Genomic DNA, 18892 nt, shown 5'->3' with positions numbered 1-18892 from the left:
GATTTTCTCTGCAAGCTGTCCAAGCTGCACTCGCAAACTTTTTGCGGGACCATCTGGGCCGAGTGTCGCGAATTCTTGCACACACAACAGTCGATAGCTTATTGGCTCAATGGTTGTGTGTTTCGGACAGTGCAATGCTTGGCTGCGGCGTGTAGGCACAAAAAAAGGGCTGATGCCGGAGGCGACACGAGTGTCGTCCGGCATCAGCCCGAGCGGGGCGTTTCATTGGTGACTTAGAAGATTACTTCGTGGCGGATTCAATCTTCTGCAGTTCCATTTTGTGTTTGTCGACAGCCTTCTGGGCTTCGGCGACGTCCTTTTCCTCTTCCTGAAGGTTTTCGTTTGCGTCGTTTAGCTCTTCCTGAATGTCGGCACGCTCATCATCTTTGGCGTTCTTCAGGCGAGTTTCGATTTTCGCAATTTCCGCCTTGGCTTCCGTTACGTCCTGCTGTTCAGCAGTCAGTGATTCCTGAGCATCCTTGAGTTCAGCCTGAGCGTCTTTCAGTGCGGCGCGTTTCGTTTCTTCAAGATCTTTCTTCTCTTCGTTGACGTTTTCCTGAGCATCGCGTTTCGCTTCTGCGATCTCCTCGACACGCTCCTGTTTGGCTTCCGCGATTTCGCGGTTACCTTCCCGTTTTTCTTCCGTCACCTCCTGCTGTTCTTCGCGACGTGCTTCGGGGTCAGTTGCTGCGTTGACGTCCTGCTGCTCTTCCTGGATATCTTCCATGACGGCCTTGCGGGTCTCGTGGACGTAGGCATCGCCGTCGTGGGTCGCGTCGGCCACCAATTGGTCGGCGTCAGTCTGAGCCTCCTGGTAGTCCTGACGAGCTTCCTGGATGTCTTCGGTATCGGTGCTGCACCCAACAAGTGCGACTGTGACTGCCATGCTGAATGCGGTAAAGATCGACTTCATTTTTGTGTTCCTTTTCGAGTTCTCGTTCGGTGTTCCGTTTTGTTATGCGGGAAGTTTGTGTTGTTTAATTTAGACTCTGGCGCGGCGACCTGATACCAGTGAGATCACGGCTAGGACCAGAAAGACGAAGAAGCAGATTTTCGCTGCTGTGTAGGCCATACCGCCGACCAGACCGAAACCCATTGCTCCGGCGATCAGGGCGACAACGAAAAACAGCAGTGCGTAACTTAACATGGTGGCATTCCTTGTAGCTGAGGTTTTGAAGTTGCGCCGAAAGCTAACAATGGCCTTCGGCGGTTTTTTGTTTCTTGCCACAAACATGCCAATGCAAGGGGCGTGCCAAAGCTAAGTTCGCGATGTCTAAGCAGCAGAATTGGCTGATTCATTCGCGCAAGGAGTGCTGACACCATCGTTCGGGGAAGCCGAACGTTCACGCTGGTCATCGAACGACCGCGCAGCGTACCTCAGATGCTGCTTTTAGCGATTCGCGCACGATGATCGCTCGCAGTTGAGCACGCGTAAAGAGGTGGCCGCGGGGTTGAGGCGTCCCGCGCGGCGCAATGGCACTGGCAACGGCAACGGTATCCGGAACATCTGCTACAGCGCTTCGTGCTGACCTGTGGCCGCGGAAATCGGTTTTGTCCGACGTGGGCCGGTTTCCACGGGACACAGCCGTCGACGCCAAGGCGTAAATTGCTCTAATCGTCGCCGTACAGATCTTCAAAGCGTTTCAGGATCTCAGCGTGATCGATTTCTTCACGTCGGCAGGCAACCGTCCATCGGTGGCCGAACGGATCGTCGAAAGTGCCCGAGCGATCGCCATAAAACTGATCGCACATCGGCTTAAACTGAGTCGCTCCGGCTTCGATCGCGGCATCAAAAACAGCATCTGGATCGGCGACATACAACATCAAGCCAACGGAACTGCCGCCAATTGTTGGTGGTGCCTTGATGTCCATGTCGGGCACTTCGTCCGCCAGCATGACCACGCCATCGGCAATTCGAAGTTCGGCATGACCGATCGAACCGTCCGGCGCGGCCAGCCGTAGTGTTTCTTCGGCCCCGAAAACTCGTTTATAGAATTCAATGGCGGCCGCCGCACCGTTAATGACAAGGTAAGCCGTTACGCCCAGACAGTCTTTCGGAACCGGGTCAACGTTATCAATCATGCCATACTCCAGAAGCGGTTCAATCCGCGACGTGTGATGAATACGCTTCGTGCGGGACTTGTCATTGTGAGCGTTTTGCCCTGCACGAAAACAAACGACAGTTTCACAAGTGTAGAGTGAATTGTTCACTGCAGAATGGCAAGCGCACGCCGACAATCGTGGCGGGTGTGCTCATGGATTTCTGTTTTCGTTTTGGGGTGGCCGAGTTTGAACTGAGCGAAATGAAGGAACCACCGGGGTTTCGCTCGAACCTCAATCACACCCCGGCCACACTCACCGAGTTCATGTCGCAGCAGAAAGAAAGCTGGCTGTCAGGCCGAGGGCCGCTTCAGCCACGTCAGCCGGCGTTCCTGACGCAACGACCTGGCCTCCGTCCATCGCACTCTCCGGGCCGATGTCGATGATCCAGTCGCTGGCGTTCATGATGTCTGTGTTGTGTTCCACGACAATCACACTGTGCCCGGCTGTGATCAGACTTCGCAGCAACCGGGTGAGATGTTCAACGTCGGCCGGGTGCAGTCCCACGGTCGGTTCGTCCAGAATAAACAGGGTCGGCTCAGAACGCCCGCCCGCGAGTTCCGTTGCCAGTTTGACTCGTTGAGCTTCGCCGCCGGAAAACGTCGACGCGGGTTGCCCCAGTGCCAAATAGCCGAGTCCGACGCTGCGAAATGTTTCCAGCATGCTTCTTAGCGATTGTAGTTCGCCGAAGAAATCAACGGCTTCGTCAACTCGCATGTCCAGCACGTCGGCCACGTCTCTGTCGGCGAACCGCACAGCAAGAGTTGCCGCGTTAAAGCGTTTGCCGAGGCATTCGGGGCACGGGACGGTCGCGTCGGGAAGGAAAGCCATCCGCACGTCTTTAAGCCCTGTACCTTTGCATTCGCTGCAACGCCCGTCACCACTGTTGAAGCTGAATCGGCGAGCATCGTAACCTTTGGCGCGAGCTGTTTTCGTCCGGGCGAAGATCTTGCGAACGTCGTGCCACAGCTTGCTGTAGGTTGCGATGCACGAACGTCGATTGCGACTTAGCGGACTGCTATCCACAGCGACGACTCGGCCAAAGGCATCCAGCCCATCGATGGCATCGCAGTCGGCATCGGCCAGAGCGAACGCACTGTCGACGTCCCTGCGGACAAAAGCCGTGGCGACTGGCAACAGCGTTTCCATGATTAGCGAACTCTTCCCGGAACCGCTCACCCCCGTTACGCAGACAAGTTTCTGCACCGGAATGTCGACCGTGACGTTCTGCAAATTATTGCGGCGTGCATTGCGGATGGTCAGCTGCGGTTGCGATCCCGACTTCGCTTCGTCACCTGCCGGAGCGTCGTCCGGAAAAAGTTGTTGCTGCGTACTTTGTCGGGCGTCCTTCGAGTTCGTCGCTGGCAACTGTTGCGGCTCCTTTACTGATCCGCTGCTGTCCTCATCACCCACGCCCTCACCGCGCAGGTACTTTGCGGTGGGGCTATCGCTGGCGGTCGCCACGTTACCTGGGGCAGCCGCAGCGACCAGTCGCCCACCTTCGATACCCGCACCGGGGCCTAAATCGATCAGATGGTCGGCGGCTCGCATGACTTCGCCATCATGTTCGACAACCACGACGGTCGCACCGGCATCACGAATTTCGCATAGCGTGGCCAGCAATCGCTGAGTGTCTCGGGGATGCAGGCCGGACGTGGGTTCGTCCAGCACAAAGCAGGCTCCGTGCAGCCCCGTGCCCAGACAAGCGCCGAGGCGAGCTCTTTGGAATTCTCCGCCGGACAGCGTACGAGTTGCTCGGTTGAGCGTGAGGTACCCCACGCCCACTCTTTGTAGGCATTCCAACCGCTGCCGAATATCCGGCAACGTTCGTGCTGCGACAAGAGTTCCGTATTGCGATTCGCCGGTTGACTGCTCTGTGTTTTGTTCCCAGTCGCGTACCAGCTCCAGAGCATCGTTCACACTTAGCGAAGTGAAGTCGGCGATGCTGTGGTCTCGAAAGGTGACGCTCCGCGCGAAAGGTTGCAGCCGCGAACCGCCACACGCGTCGCATGGCACTTTGCGAAACACAGCGACGTCCTGAGTTTCTTCGACGATTCCCTGAACGCCAAAGCCTTCGCATTTTTCACACGCCCCCCAGGCACTGTTGAAGCTAAATGTGCGAGGTTCCGGCGTGGGAAAGCTAAGATTACAGTCTGCGCAACTGAACTTTGTGCTGAACAACTGATCTTCCCAGGCACCGTCGACCTGTGCGCAGACGATGCACGTGCCATCACTTTCGCGGACGGCCAGGTCGATGGATTCTCGCAACCGTTGTTCGATGCCATCTTTCAGAATAATGCGGTCGATGACGGCGTCGACGTCGTGCTGCTTTCGTGCCGACAGTTCCGGCACTTCGGAAATATCCAACAGTTCACCGTCGACTCGCACACGCACGAATCCGTTGCGGCCGATCCGTTCGAGGACTTCTTTGTGAGCTCCCCGACGTCCGCGCACCATCGGCGAAAGCACCATCAGCTTTGTGCGTTCCGGGCGTTGCAGAACCTGTCGCACGACTTCTGCCACGGTCTGGCTGTGAACCGGTTTACCGCAATTCGTACAGTGAGCAACTCCTGCCTTTGCGTACAAAAGTCGGAGGAAGTCGTAGATCTCCGTGGTGACCGCCAGTGTACTGCGAGCTGGCGCAGCGGTGACTCGCTGATCAACGCTGACAGTCGGCGGCAATCCACTGACTTCGTCCACGTCCGGGCGAGGGAACTGTTTCAGAAGACTTCGCGTATGAACCGACACGCTTTCCAGATAACGCCGCTGGCCTTCGGCGAACAACGTGTCAAACGCCAGTGAGCTCTTACCACTGCCGCTGACGCCCGTGACGACGACCAGCTTTCCCAGCGGCACGTCGACGTCGATGTTCTGCAGGTTATGAGTCCGTGCGCCACGAATGCGGATTGCGTTATTCACGATGCTGGCGGCGTCGATTTGGCTAGCCGTGGTTGCCGTCATGGCACATCTTTCCGATCGCGGCTGGGCACCGTCACAAACCGATCGGCAGACAGCTTTGCTTTGCCGTCGAACCGGTACGCACACAGCAAGCCGTGTTTGGCGACGCTGTAGTCCAGGCACGCGACGTTGTGCTTCAGCGGTTGCGGCACCGCTTCTGGCAGCCAGTAATGCCCAACGAACACAGGCGGCGCGTCGTCCGGGTACGGAACAGCAGGCGCGGTGGCGGGAATGCGGTCTGCGGTGAGACTGAGTTCGGCCGGCAGTGCATATGTATTGAGCGTGTAGTTGTCCGGTGCATCGAACCAGCGAATGCGTACTCGGCGGCGAGCGTTACCTTCCTTGTCCGTGACGGTCACTCCTTCCGCAAGGGCCAGTTCGGGCCCCTTCATCACTCGTTCCACAGCGGCGAACAACGGATCGAGCCTGTCCGTCGCGTGAACCAGAAATTCCGGAGTGTACGCACCGTACCGAGCAATGGCGTCGTTGATCGTGGCAATGCCAGCGGAATCCCAGCACGCGTGGACCGCTCGAATCACGCCCATATCCAGCGCCGGCGGAAGGGTGGCGAACCATTCCAGCGCTTCCTGCAGATCAGCTTCGGAAAACTGCTCCACGGTCTTCGCATGCTGGATCTTGTTCTTTTCATGATGCGGGCGAAGGAACACACCGGGAGTTGTCGGGTCTTCTGTGTGATAGGCGAGGGCGTTAAATTCATGGTTTCCCATCACAGCTTGCGCCGCTTCGTTTTCCACCATCGCTTTCACGATGCGGACTACATCAGGAATCTGCGGGCCTCGATCAACAAAGTCACCACAGAACACGGCCGTGCGATTCTCGTGGCGAAAGCAGCCGTTCGTTTCGCGGTAATCCATTTTTTCCAGTAGCGAAACCAGTTCGTCCGCGTGTCCGTGAATATCGCCAATGATGTCGTACATGAAGGATGTTAAAGTTGGGAAGGGAATGTGAAGTGAGACAATCTTCTGCGATTATCCGTGTCCATCCGTGGTTGTTCTGCTTCAAGACACAATACGCTTGAACGCTTGTTGGAACCACGGACGGACGCAGATGAACACGGATTTTAGACGCGATTTGCCAACTCAATCTGCAATCTTTTATCTTCGTATCTGGTCCACGAAGGCTCTTGACTTCATCAACGCCATTCGTAGCCCGGTGGACACAGATCGCTCGGGTGCCACTGAGCATCGTTTTGCCAGTCCGCGTGTTGCCGGATTGCGGCGGCAGCGGCTTCCGGAGCGACGGTGTTGATGTCGACGTCTGTCAGAAGTTCGAACCCGGCAATGCGGCTGGAACGTGGCAGTAAATCTAGTGACCACGGAAATTCGTCCGAGGCATTAAGCGGCGGAAGGCTTAGCGTGAGGTTGTGCGGCAGAAAGCCGGCACACTGATCCAGCGACTGGACCACGTCACGCACGGCGGAGGCCAGTGCCAGCAATTCACGTTCGTCAATGTCTTCGAAGTGGGCCGGCTGTAACGGCGTGGGGCAAAACCGAGTGTGCCAGGGGACTCGACTGGCAAACGGACAGACAATCGCAATCCGATCGTCGCGCCGGATCATTCGTTCTTTCGCGGCCACTTCCGACTGCAACCAGTGTTGAAACAGACATTCACCGCCTTCTGCCTTGAACTGTCGAACCCGGTGGAGTCGTTCTGTCAATTGTGGGCCAACGAAGTCTGTCGCGAGGATCTGGGAATGACAATGCGGCAACGATGCGCCAGCCTGACTTCCTTCGTTCCGAAAAATGCTGACGGCCTGAATGCCCGTGTCAGCGGCGGTGGCTCGGATCTGCTTCAATCGCATTTGCCACGCTTTGAAGGTGCGCGCGATCTCAACAACAGAAAGTTGCGCAAGCCGACTACGGTGGTCGGGGCATTCAATCACCACGTCGTGAATGCCTCGAGCCGTCGTGGGCGGCGCGAAAGCGGAGTGGCAATCAGCTTGTGGCGAGGCACCGCCGACGGGTGTGCTGTCGTCGAAGTCACTCTGCGGTACGACGGCGGGGTAGAGGTTGGGAACGATTCGCAGCAGCCAGCCAGGCTTGTCTGCCGCTGAATTCGTGGTCCGCAGAGCGACTCGTTCCTGAGGCGTCGTGTGTTCGTGACCTTCCAGAAATGGATCGTCTTCGGGCGATTCGTTGAACGCGGATTCGGAAACATGGACCGGCCGAACCGCTCGTGCCGCCGCAACAATGACCTGTCGCCCGGTCAGGACGTCGATTCGAGATTCGGGATTTGTCATTCAGACGCATTTTTGTATAGGAGAATTTACAAGATGATTTCTGTTGAAAGGCGACCGCCTGGCTCATGCGCCGGGGTGATGCATTGTCGCTGATCGCTCCGCGATCAGAGCGTTGGATCGCGGAGCGATCCACGACAATTGTCTTGGCCGATGCGAAACACCGAGCCACCTCCCGCGACTAACAGAAGCACCGCCGGCGCTTCAGCCTCTGCCCCGTCACTCGCCCGCCACGCCAACCGCCTGCCGGTGCGTACCGGCCCGATGTTGGATGAAGGCGATGAGGTCTCGGCGCTGGTCTTCGGTGAGGGCGTCCAGCAGGCCGTCGGGCATGAGGGATTTGGTGGTGCGCGTGCGTTCTTCGATATCGGCGACGGCGATCGTCATTTGTTCTTTGTCGGTTTGGACGGTTATGACCTGTTCTGTTTCGCCGATCACAACGCCCGTGATGACTCGGCCGGAAGTTAAAGCGATCACGGACACGGTGAACTGCTTCGGGACTTCGCCGCTGGGATCGACGATATTTCCCAGAAGGTAGTCCATGTTGCCTCGGTTAGCCCCGGTCAGGTCCGGACCGATCTTTCCGCCTTCGCCGTACAGCTTGTGGCAGTTGGCACACGACTTCTTGAACAACGCAGCACCGTTTTCCAGATCGGCCGCAGCCAGCACGTCCGGGGTGAGCCGTTGCTTCAGGTCTCCGATCATTGTCTGCTTCGCTTCGGACGACTGATTAACGACGCCCCATTTTGCTTCGATGATTTTGGTGATGTTCGGATCGTTAAAGGAAACCAACTGCCTCACATGAGCCGCCGTCAGAGCACCGCTGTCCACTCGCCCATCATCAATCGCCTTGACGAGTTCCACCGCGTACGACTTGCGACTCACCAGAGTATCCATCGCCGCTTCCTGACTGCCGTGCCGCAACCCGTCCCAGCGTTTCAGCAGTTCTGCGGGGATGCGAGGATCGTCGAAGGAGGCCAATGCGCGGGCTACGTCGACGTAGACAGCTCGGTCGGTGAGGTGCGGGAGGAGAATCGACACGGCATTCGGCACTTTCAGCCTCGCCACATTTTCGATTGCTCGCGAACGAACCAAGTGGTCGCCATCACGGTCGTCAATCAGGTCTAAGAGATCCCCGGTCGCGTCGAGATCGCCGAATGCAGCAGACATTTCAGCGACGAATCGGTCGATTTTGGGGTCGTCAATTTTCGTGAGCATTTCTCGGACTGCCTTCCAGTGGCGAGGTTTCTTGAGACCGACCTGCCCCTTCATACCCTCGGATATCCCCTGAAGAAGAGTGAGCGCTGCATGCTTCGGGTCTTCCGTGCGTACGGCGTCGCTTGGTGCGCCGTAGATCGCATGTCCCAAAATCTTCAGTTGATCGACTACAAAGTGCCCATTGCGTTGCCAATCGGATGCAAGGCGTCTCATCATGAAAGAACGGATTTTGGGATCTTCAATCCACACCGCCTGAAAGTGAATGTGCGACTGGCTTTCCGCCTTTTCGAAAGCGTACCACGTCATCAACTGCAGTGCGTGATCAGCTTTGCAAGATCGTGCCAGCTTGAGCAGTGCCGACTGACCAGGGAATCTTCCGACCAATGTTCCGTTACGGTGAATTTCCCCCGCATACCTCTGAATTGCTGACGCATACGTCATCAAGACGACAGGAGACTCTTCGTTGTGATGGATCCACGCGTCCATGAGCCCGTGCAGCCGGTTGAGCATCTCCGGTTTGCTGGTGATTTGTTCCACTGCAAGACTACGCAGCAATTCGTCCTTACAAATCAGCGCTCGGGAAATCTGTTCATCACTCAACGCATCCACAGCAGCCAAATTCTGAAACTTTTGAATCATATGGCGTTGAACTTTATAAGCAGAGGACTCATGGGACCAATAACCTGTGTTGGTCAGGCGGATGTTGGATTTTGCTGCCTCCGTTGACTCCGCATACTTTTCGGTGAAAAGCCGCGACGCACGGCGGCGGTGCCATTCTTGTTTAGAACTGTTGGACGTCGCAATTTGAAGGAGTTCATGAATCGATTGAGCTTGCAGGTCGAACGCTCGATTTTCGACCTCGCCATACGAAATCCGATAAATCCGTCCACTCGTGCGATGCACTCCATCGTGGTCATGGCACTCGCCGTTGTCGGACCAGTCGGTCAGATACACGCAGCCACGGGGGCCGTATTTTAATTCCACGCCGCGAAACCAGGGCGTGTTGACCTTCAGAAAATTGGGTTCTCGCTTGCCGACATACGTGCTGCCTTTGCGTTCCAGACGGTTCACGTTGACGCAGCGGCCGTGAGTGTTGCACATAAAGATTTTGCCATGATATTCCTTTGGGAAATTCTGGCCGTAGTAGATCATGCCGCCGCAGTGGCTGTGGCCGCCGCCGAGGTCATCGGCCACTCCGTCGCGGCTTTCGGACCACTTGCCGGTCGTGTCCCAGTGATAGTGGTCGGCAATTTGAGGCATCAGTTCGTACAGATGAGGATTAAAGTCCTGGCCGAACATGCGTTCGTAGTGAGCTCCCGGAATCACGTGCCATAGATGACCGATCACGTTGTTGGTCATGAACATGTCGCCGACTTCGTTGTAATCGAGCCCCCACGGGTTGGTCGTGCCGTGACAGACGACTTCAAACGTGTGCTTCGTTGGATGAAACCGCCAGATGCCGCAGTTGATTGGCTGTCGTTCTTCCTTCGGAGTATCCGGCGTGCCGGGGTACGATGTGTCGGTGATGCCATGTCGACCGTACAGCCAGCCATTCGGGCCCCACAGCAGGCCGCTAACAAAGTTGTGCCCGGCGTTCTTTGTCCAGCCGTTTAGCATTACGACCGGTTCGTCATCAGGAACGTCGTCGCCGTCTTTGTCGGGGATGAATGACAGAGTGCCGTCGTTCAGAATCCAGAGACCTCCGTAGCCCCACGTGAGCCCCGTCAGCATGCTGCCTTTGTCCCAGAACACTTTGCGTTCGTCGTGTTCGCCGTCGCCGTCTTTGTCGTGCAGAATAATGACGCGGTCTCGCAGGTTGGGATCGATTTTGCCATGCGAGCTGTACGTGTAGTTTTCCGCGACCCAGATGCGCCCCTTGTCGTCGAAGTCGAAGGCAATTGGCTGCTGTACATCGGGCTCACCGGCGAACAGCTTCACTTGAAAGCCTTCCGGCAATTCGAACAGGTCCAGCATCTCGCGCGGCGACGGCGGGTGTTCGCCAGCGGCCTGAGTATTCACCGGAGCCGGGAATTCATCGGCGGCCGCAATTCCTGCCAGTGCGACTAGTAGAACAGGGAGTATGCGTGGCATGTTTTTTTCTCGCTAAGCGGCGCTGGGCAGCGTTCGGTCTTGTTGACCCGTCTGGGCATTCGCCCGGTTTATCGTCGTAGGCTTACGAAAATCGGGGCGAGCGACTAAACGGCTATGCGCGATCGAAAATCATTGACGATTTTGACCACACGGCACCGTCCGTATATGAAGAACCGGAGAATAATGTCCACCGCCGTGAACGGAAAGCGAGTCGTCGGCCGAGTGGTTTGCTGGCGACGCTCAGCCAGAAATTACCGAATTTACTGGTCCGAACGCCACTTCCGACTCTAAACTTCGCGTTTCCAGTTTCACCTGACGACTCGCCCGCGAATGGTCTGCTGGGCATGGAACGATTTGCACAAAAGCGTATCATGCCGCCGCAAACGACAAAACCAGGCAGGACAGCGAAGGGCGAATTGATGGCGTTGTATGAAATTGAAACGGAATCGCACATCATGGTCGGATGGGCGAGTAGTCTTGAACAGGCCGAACACATCGCCGCTCAACACTACCCTGAAGAAAAAATTCGACGCATCGCCAAACGTCCTCGCGACCTGTGGGTGATCAGCAAACGGTTGCTGGGCCTGACGGGGAACGGGGAACCCTGCGATGTCGCTCGCGACTGCCTGAACCGAGCGTCCGGCGACAAGCTGCACGCCATTCGGTTATACATGATCGACACAGGCTCAGACCTGAAGGAAGCTCAACGAGTCATCGAATCGAATATGGCAATGGGCTGGTAGACAGCGGGCGGCCTACGGCGAGATACAACGACGTAGCTCAGTCTCTCGAGACGTGAATTAAATAAGTGACGGTGTCTTCCCTCACGAAAACGACTTGCGCACGATCAGATTTCCTAGGGCGTCATCATATGAAAGCCGCATTGCTGCCCATCGTTTAACCCGCAGCCGGAGGCGCAGGCGTGGCTGGGGAGGGCTGTGCCGCAGCCGACGCTGAAGACTTATAGATCCCAACCAGAGGACGCCTGCGCCTCCGGCTACGGGTTAAACGATGTCATGGACACGCCATACGAGATCCGTCAGTAATAAAATTGACATCCCTCGAGACGCGGTTACGTTTGAACGTAACCTGACGTCCAGACACTTGCGCTGCCCATAGTCATCACGGGAATCCATGCGGCCAGGTCAGGACGGATAAATCTTGCGTCGCCCATAGCGAGGCAGCCTTCCGTGAAGATGTAAAACGCGCCCAGCACGAACGCGCAGATGGCCATGTTCATGATCAGGCTGACAGATTCGCGTCGCATCACCAACGGTAACGCAATCGCGATGGAAAACAGGCACAGCATTGGTCGAGTCAGCCGGGAATGCAAAGCCAGGCTTTGACGCTGCATGGGCATCACACCGGTCGAAGGGTTGCGGATTCGTTCCACGAGTTGCATGGATGACAACAGCTTCAGGTTTCGACCTCGATTGTACAGTTGATCGAAACTGACGTCGGAAACGATAAACAAATCCTTCCCATTGCTGCGCGGCACAATGCGTTTTCGGCCGGCTTCTGTCAGCATCTCTGCGTCAAACAGACCCGTCAGATTTCTCAACAACCAGCCTGCCGGGTGCTTGTCGGTCTTGGGCATGTACACAGCCGACTCACACTTTAATGCATACGATTCGTTGGCCAGTTCGCTCGGCAGGTCAAAGGTTGCATTGTCCAGCCGCCGTTCTTCGATAACCACCTGGTCGCCGTCAATGTGCATCATGCAGTTGGAATAATCGTAAACGGGCTCAACCTTCTGAGTTTCTGCACTCTGACTTCCACGAGGCGTCTGCAGTTCGACGGCGATTCGCGGCATGATGAGTTCCTGGTTGGCCACCAACGCCATATTTAGCAGGATCCCGCCGATCACCAGCGGCCGCAGCAGGCGAAACGCGGGCACACCGGCGGCCAGAATGGGGTGCGATTCTGAGTGTTTTTCCAGCAGGCCGAGGACTGTGACGCATGAAATCACGATCAGTATCGACCCGGTCATCTGCAGGAATTCGGCGACGCGGTAGGAGTAGTATCGCAGGATGGACAGGCCGACGTCCGCTTGAGAACCGTCTTCGCCCAGAAAAGCGTCGACGTTGGAAAACAGGTCGATCACCATATACAACCCGTACGTCGCGACGAAGAACACGGCGAACGTGTGGACTACCCTTTTCAGGATGTAGCGATCGAATGTTGTCAGCGATGGAATCATGGCCCCGCAGTGTGACGTGTTTGGTTTGTTTGGGTCAAGATGACATGGAAACAGGCAGAACCTGCCGAAACTCGAACCGGAATGACGGATGAGCCAACCGGAGCAAAACTTGTTAGAAGGCGGCCTGCTGGCCACATTGCCGGAAATCGAAGCCGTGGCGTTCGATGCGGTGGGCACTGTCATGTACCCGGAACCGTCGGTTTCGGAAGCGTATCGGCAAGCGATCCAGCAACATTGCGGCCACCAAATTGAGTCGGCCGAAGTCGCTCGCGTGGTCAAGTTGGCTCTGACCGAACGGTCGCGCGATTCCGATCTGCGGACCAGCGAAGAAACTGAACGCCAGTTTTGGGCTGACCTGATTCGCCGATTGTGTCCCGCAGCAACCGGCAATGGCAACGCACACAGCGACGGATTTCAGGATTGCTTCGACCACCTTTTCGACCACTTCCGGCGTGCGGAAAACTGGCGGTGCTTTGAAGATGCGACGGGCCTGATCGACGAACTTTATCGGCGAGGTCTGCAAACCGCGATCGCTTCCAACTTTGACCAGCGTCTGAACGCGGTCTGCGACGGGCTGCCGGAACTGAAACATGTGGGGCACCGCGTCATTTCCTCCGTTGTTGGCTGGCGAAAACCTGCAAAACCATTCTTTGACGCCGTGTCGCAGCAGATCGGCGTCGCACCGAACCGCATCCTCTTCGTAGGCGACGACCTCACCAATGACGTCGAAGGAGCTTCAGCGGCAGGCATGCAAGCGGCGTGGGTTTGCCGTTCGGCTGTCGGTGTGACGCCAACCACCGGCGGTGCGGTGAAGATCACATCGCTGCGGCAGCTGATTGGGGTGAACGAAGCAGCAGATAAGGTCGCCGGCGTGGACCGTGGGAGTGCTTCGATCCCGTGATGCCGCCAACCGCCACCGCAGAATCCAATCAGGCCGGCCCGCCAGGCGAGCGTGATCGAGTAGTGATTCAGCGAAATCCGACGTCGGGTTCCGGGCGTGGCGCACAGCACATTCTGACGATGGTGCGACATCTGAAGAGAATGGGTTACCGAGTTAGTTTATTCGCCAATCGAGATCGCCTGGACCGCTTCGTCCGGCGGCCCGATGTGGCGGAACGTATTGCCTGTCTGGTCGCGGCTGGCGGTGATGGCACGATCGCCAGTTTGGCCAATCGGCATTCGCAGTTTCCGATCGCCACACTGCCGCTCGGAACGGAAAACCTTGTCGCTCGCCACCTGCAGATTCCTCGCTGCGGTCGCACAGTGGCCGAGATCATTCAGCAGAACAAGGTTTCGCTGTTCGACACGGCCTTCGTCAACGACCAGCGTTTTCTACTTATGGCCAGTGCCGGTGTCGATGCCGAAGTGGTCCGACGATTTACGGCAGTTCGGAAGGGCAATATCAGCCATGTCAGTTATTGCTGGCCAATCGTCACCAGTTTCACGTCGTACGCCTTTCCTGAAATTCAAGTCTGTGATGTCGACGGCAACGTGTTGGCGACGGGCAGTCATGTAATCATCACCAATATTCCGCAGTACGGTTTTCGGATACCGTTTTGTCCGGCCAGCGACCCTCATGACGGACAATTGGACGTGCGAGTTTTTCGAATTGCCGGTTCGTTTGCGACGATGATTCATGGTTTACGCACCCGGATGGGGTTTTCCGACCGTCGCACCGATGTGACTCGATTTTTAGCGACTGAGGTTCGGTTGCAGTCTAAAGTGGCCAACGTTCCGGTGCAGTGCGATGGCGATCCTGCGGCCAATTGCCCGGTCACAGTCAGAATCGATCCGAAATCCATGAAGCTGTTGGTCCGCGCATGAATTACGAAGTCAGGTGTTCAAATGTCATTGTTGGGTTCGCGATCGGGACGGCCGCCATTCTGGCGATCATCGGGGGGACTCTGGGCCGCAAGGCGGTCGAAAAGATTGCCACGGCTCTGGCGATGCCAAGCGGAATGATCTGGTACGTTTTGACGGGGCTGGTGCTCACCGCGTGGATCTCACACCAAAGAAAACTGGCGGCCCTGCTGTTCGTTGGGTGGGCCATGTTTTCTGTAGCGGGCAACGGCATCTTTGTGGCGTGGCTGGTCACAACGATTGAGGAGCCGTACGTGCAGATCGATCCTCTGCAAAGCGAAGCGTACGATGTCGTGGTGCTGCTCGGCGGCGGCACAACGATTGCCGCAAACGATCGGCCTCAGGGCAACGCGTCGGGCGACCGGCTGATTTTGGCGGCTCAACTTTATCACCAGGGATTGGCAAAACGCCTGATTTGCACAGGGCAGCGAATTGAGAGCATGGATTCTGTCGGAATCGATCCGGCTCAGGCGTCTTCCACCGTATTACAAGGCTTGGGGGTGCCGGAATCAGCCATTGAACAGTTGGGCGGTCGGACGACGTCTGAAGAAATGGAGACGTTGGGTAAACGTTTCAGCGACTCAGGACAACGCGTCGGCGTGGTGACATCGGCATGGCATTTACCTCGAGCCATGCGGCTGGCAATTCGCAATAACTTCCATCCCGACCCGCTACCCGCCGACTTCCTGAGCGAACCGAAGCGCACGCTGACCACTGGTGAGACGATTCTTTCGTATATTCCGTCGGCCGATTCGCTGCACGCGACGACTCGAGTGGCAAAGGAATGCCTGGGAATGCTGGTCGGACGGTAGTGGGCCGGCGAGGGATTGGAAGTTGATAGGGAAAGAAGGTCGAATGCCGAACAAGGAATTTTGAATCACGAAGGGAAAAGCCGTTGGGATGGTGGCGAATTCCTGGTTGGGCCGAAGACGGCGGCAGGTAATCTCTGACTTCCGTCCCGTCCTGCGGTACAGCACAACTGCAACCCACTTCTGACTTCGACATTCCTTGTTCGGCATTCGACGTTCCAACTCCCGATCGAAGACCTCCTCCAGCTCACTCCTCGAACCTGAAATCCGGGTTGATTATCGGCCCTTGACTCGCGTAAGCTGAGGGTACAGGAACTTCCTTAAGTGAACGCCCGCCATGCAACCTCAAACAGCATCTCCGCGAATCGAAAAGTGGTCGCTGTTGCCCTGCAGCCTTGCGTCGCTGTGCGTGCATGCACTGATTCTGGTCATCGCCGGGATGTCGCTTCGCGGCTGCGACAAGGGAGCTCCATCCGCTGCCGGAGGCCGTGATTATCGCGAAATCGGGCTGGCCATCGTGCCGAACAGTGCGGCAAACCCGGCCGAGAACTCATCCACCGATTCACAGAACGGCGAAGCAGAACAGCCGACGGAACAGCCGCAGGACCGACCTGTGCAGGAAGCTCTTCCTACCGAAGTGCCCAGCGTGGCCGAAATGCTGGGGCACGAACAGCCCAGCGAATCAGAAGCGCAAGCCGAAAACGCAGATCGTGAGCTACCAGAAACGATCGGCCCAGGGGCTCCCATTGGCGGGCTGCCGTCTGTTGGAACCGGGATTCCCGAATTGATTCGTCCGCGATCGAGAAATGGCGGCGGGGCAGCGGGCTCGTTAACTCCGGGGCCGGGCGATACATCCTTCATGAATATCGTCGGCAATGGCCAAACGTTTGTATACGTGATCGATATTTCCAGCAGCATGGGAGGCGGCCGACTGGATCTGGCCAAAAGCCAGCTTAAGAGCAGCTTGCGGCTGTTGAAGCCGAATCAACGGTTTCAAATCTTGTTCTACAACGACCAGGTGAAGCCGGTGGAATTCCGCACTGGACCAAAGCAGGACCTTTATGAGGCGACCGTCGTTAAGGTGCAGTTGGCCGAATTTGCGATTGATGCGGAGGAAGCCTCCAGCGGGACAAAACATATGCCACCACTGCTGGCCGCATTAGCCCTTAACCCTGATGTCGTTTACTTTTTGACGGACGGAGCCGAACCGTCGCTGTCGCCGGCGGAACTCAAGGCCATTCGCCGAGCCAACCGCAGCGATGCTCAAATTCACGTCGTTGAATTCGCCAGCGGTGCCAGAGAATCACGCGATCCGACCTGGCTGCAGCATCTGGCCTCTCAATCGGGCGCCAGGTACGTCTACATCCCCAACCGCTAGATGCAGCGATTGTGGCTCGACTTTCCAAGTAGAGAAGCCGCCGAACAGCGAACCTCACAGGCCTGGCCGTCCTTGTTGAGCAGAATCAAGCCGTTCGTTTTGTGCAGCGAAAGCTGCGCGACTCGGCGATTCGCACCACCAGAAATGCAAACGCGTTTATTGGTGATTCTGTAGCGATATCAGGTTGCTGATCGGGAAGCAGAACCCTCGCGACAACGTGACCGCGCAGATTCTGCCGGAGACGGAACGAAGCTATTGGACTTACGTCGATTGGGGTTTGATCGAGCAGAAACTTCCGCTTTAGAAACTTTAACCGCTATTGACCCATTTTTTCGGTTGCGTTAAATCTCTGACTCACGCAGTGCTGAACGCGGCACATTTGGCCGTCTGGCTCAGTTCTGCGTCACATCTTCACCACAAACCTCTCATCACATTCCTGTGATGCCCGTCCGGCGGCTTCCTCCTGAAGTTGCCAGTGTTCCCGTCTATCTCAATCCTGTTTCGCAGCTTGCCCGTGTGTCCATTGGCAGACTGTGATCTTCTCAACTTTGCCGTTGCGCAGAATTACCGAACCCGCACTTCGGCTGTGCCTCAGTAAGTTCCTCTCAGGGAAGAAAGTCATGTTGTTCAGAAGTTTCTCAACAGCTTCCGCACTTGTTGTGGCACTGGCCAGTCAACCGCTGGCATCCGCTCAGTTCTACGACAGCGGCTGTTCAAGCTGTGGTACGGCCGCTGCCGTCGCGCCGCCCATCCATTCGATGGCGTCGTGTGCACAGGTCACGTCCTGCACGCCCGTCCAGCCGGTGCAGCAGGTCTGTTACCAAACAGTGCCGGTGACCACCTACCGGCAGGAAAAACAAACCGTCGAAGTGCCGACGTATGAAACGGCCTACGAAGACCGACAGGTCACCGTCTACGAACCGGTCAGTCGGCAACGAACCGTCGAAGTGCCCACTGTTTCGTACCAGAACGTTACAGAAAATCGAGTCGTCCATCGCGACATGGGCCGCTGGCAGACTAACTACACACCGGTCGCCAAGTGTGCTCCGTGTCAGGTTGACCCGCGTCCCGGTTTCATGGGCTGGTTAAACCGAACAGGCTATTCGTTTCGTTCGGCGTTCACGCCCAACTATCGCACCAGCCGTCAGTATGTGCCAAAGATGATGGCCTGCAACGTCGCCACAACGCGGCAGGTGGCTGTACGAGGCACTAAGCAGGTTGTGGTCAATGAAACGCACATGGTCGCCAAAGTGAAGACCGAACGAGTGGCCGTTCAGAAGCTGGTCATGAAGAAACAAACCGTGATGGTCAATAAACCAGTGACGGCGTATCGCACCGTACCCATCGGCACTTCAATGGCCTATGGGTATGGCGGCTACGGCGGATATGCGGGTGGAGCAACCACCGCGTGGATCGTCGACGATGCCGACACCAGCCGAGTGGCGAATCGACCGGAACCTGACCCGGCATTCGGTGAAACGCGAAGTGCGTTTCAGGAAGATGGAAAAGCCCCAGCTCGGAACGGCGATCGTGAATTCAAGCGAAGCGACGCAGACGACGATGGCCGCTTTCAACGTTCGAGCCGTTCGCGGACTCTGACTCCACCGATCGAAGACGAACCTCTGTCCAAGCCACCAAAGACATTTCCTGCCGACAGCATCGCACCACCAAGCTTTGGGGCCTCTTTGGACCGCCCACGTAACGAAGTCGTTCGGTCCAGCTACTCGCGTTCGAATTCATCACGATCCGGACGAACTGCCGCAAGCCAGCCACGTGTGAGTCAGCCGAAGGCGAACGCGACGGTACGAATCGGTGGTTGGAAAGCCAGCCGTAGTTCCAGCGAAAGCAGTCGCACCGCTTCATCAAACGAACGCTCAGCTCCTCAAACCACAGTGGCACTGGACGACTAGTTGTTGAAGTGATCTGAAACCCATAACTTCAGATTGTGACGACTCATTTTTTGAGACACTTGAAAGCATCACCGTCAGCTTACCCCTTCCCCATCCGGGCTGACGGCATGT

At 56.8% G+C, this 18892-nt stretch carries 14 protein-coding genes; 6 read left to right on the top strand and 8 right to left on the bottom strand.

Annotation, left to right across the window (positions count from 1 at the left end):
* Positions 1-241: 241 nt before the first annotated feature.
* The 7 genes from Fuma_RS12370 to Fuma_RS12340 all read right to left on the bottom strand — a co-directional run bounded on the left by Fuma_RS12370 (position 242) and on the right by Fuma_RS12340 (position 10624).
* Positions 242-913 carry a hypothetical protein gene (locus Fuma_RS12370; protein ID WP_077024417.1) on the bottom strand — a complete coding sequence of 224 codons (672 nt, stop codon included), beginning with the start codon at positions 911-913 and terminating at the stop codon, positions 242-244.
* A 69-nt stretch (positions 914-982) separates the two neighbouring features.
* The gene (locus tag Fuma_RS12365) at positions 983-1147 is read right to left on the bottom strand and encodes a DUF1328 domain-containing protein (protein ID WP_077024416.1); all 165 of its coding nucleotides are present in this window, start codon (positions 1145-1147) and stop codon (positions 983-985) included.
* Positions 1148-1611: 464 nt separating this feature from the next.
* Positions 1612-2082 carry a VOC family protein gene (locus Fuma_RS12360; RefSeq protein ID WP_077028264.1) on the bottom strand — a complete coding sequence of 157 codons (471 nt, stop codon included), beginning with the start codon at positions 2080-2082 and terminating at the stop codon, positions 1612-1614.
* 282 nt (positions 2083-2364) lie between these two features.
* Positions 2365-5061: an excinuclease ABC subunit UvrA gene (locus Fuma_RS12355; protein ID WP_077024415.1), complete on the bottom strand. Its 2697-nt coding sequence runs from the start codon at positions 5059-5061 to the stop codon at positions 2365-2367.
* Positions 5058-5996: a metallophosphoesterase gene (locus tag Fuma_RS12350; RefSeq protein WP_077024414.1), complete on the bottom strand. Its 939-nt coding sequence runs from the start codon at positions 5994-5996 to the stop codon at positions 5058-5060. The genes Fuma_RS12355 and Fuma_RS12350 overlap by 4 nt, the downstream gene beginning before the upstream one ends.
* A gap of 215 nt (positions 5997-6211) precedes the next feature.
* Entirely contained in the window at positions 6212-7318 is a 1107-nt protein-coding gene (locus Fuma_RS12345) for a galactose-1-phosphate uridylyltransferase (RefSeq protein WP_077024413.1), read from the bottom strand.
* Positions 7319-7534: 216 nt separating this feature from the next.
* A complete protein-coding gene (locus Fuma_RS12340) occupies positions 7535-10624 on the bottom strand; it encodes a PVC-type heme-binding CxxCH protein (protein ID WP_077024412.1) in 3090 nt (1029 codons plus the stop codon).
* Between the two features lie 344 nt (positions 10625-10968).
* On the opposite strand from Fuma_RS12340, the gene Fuma_RS12335 reads away from it, so the two are divergent.
* Positions 10969-11367 carry a DUF6793 family protein gene (locus Fuma_RS12335; protein WP_229360904.1) on the top strand — a complete coding sequence of 133 codons (399 nt, stop codon included), beginning with the start codon at positions 10969-10971 and terminating at the stop codon, positions 11365-11367.
* Between the two features lie 329 nt (positions 11368-11696).
* Here the strand turns inward: Fuma_RS12335 and Fuma_RS12330 are convergent, their stop codons facing one another.
* Positions 11697-12824 (bottom strand): LptF/LptG family permease, encoded by a 1128-nt coding sequence (locus Fuma_RS12330; RefSeq protein ID WP_077024411.1) that lies wholly within the window; start codon positions 12822-12824, stop codon positions 11697-11699.
* 88 nt (positions 12825-12912) lie between these two features.
* Between Fuma_RS12330 and Fuma_RS12325 the strand changes: the two genes are divergently transcribed.
* The 5 genes from Fuma_RS12325 (at position 12913) to Fuma_RS12305 (ending at position 18781) form a co-directional block, all read left to right on the top strand.
* Entirely contained in the window at positions 12913-13725 is an 813-nt protein-coding gene (locus tag Fuma_RS12325; RefSeq protein WP_077024410.1) for an HAD family hydrolase, read from the top strand.
* Entirely contained in the window at positions 13725-14648 is a 924-nt protein-coding gene (locus tag Fuma_RS12320) for a diacylglycerol/lipid kinase family protein (RefSeq protein WP_077024409.1), read from the top strand. The genes Fuma_RS12325 and Fuma_RS12320 overlap by 1 nt, the downstream gene beginning before the upstream one ends.
* On the top strand, positions 14645-15496 hold the full coding sequence (locus tag Fuma_RS12315; protein ID WP_077024408.1) for a YdcF family protein: 852 nt from the start codon (positions 14645-14647) through the stop codon (positions 15494-15496). Before Fuma_RS12320 ends, Fuma_RS12315 begins: the two co-directional genes overlap by 4 nt.
* A gap of 334 nt (positions 15497-15830) precedes the next feature.
* A complete protein-coding gene (locus Fuma_RS12310) occupies positions 15831-16871 on the top strand; it encodes a vWA domain-containing protein (protein WP_077024407.1) in 1041 nt (346 codons plus the stop codon).
* Between the two features lie 620 nt (positions 16872-17491).
* Positions 17492-18781 carry a hypothetical protein gene (locus tag Fuma_RS12305; RefSeq protein ID WP_077024406.1) on the top strand — a complete coding sequence of 430 codons (1290 nt, stop codon included), beginning with the start codon at positions 17492-17494 and terminating at the stop codon, positions 18779-18781.
* Positions 18782-18892: the final 111 nt, after the last annotated feature.

The sequence above is a fragment of the Fuerstiella marisgermanici genome, from assembly GCF_001983935.1.
In the GTDB taxonomy this organism is placed as follows: domain Bacteria; phylum Planctomycetota; class Planctomycetia; order Planctomycetales; family Planctomycetaceae; genus Fuerstiella; species Fuerstiella marisgermanici.
Note: the sequence above shows the minus strand (reverse complement) of the source record. Positions and strands in the feature narration are given on the sequence as shown.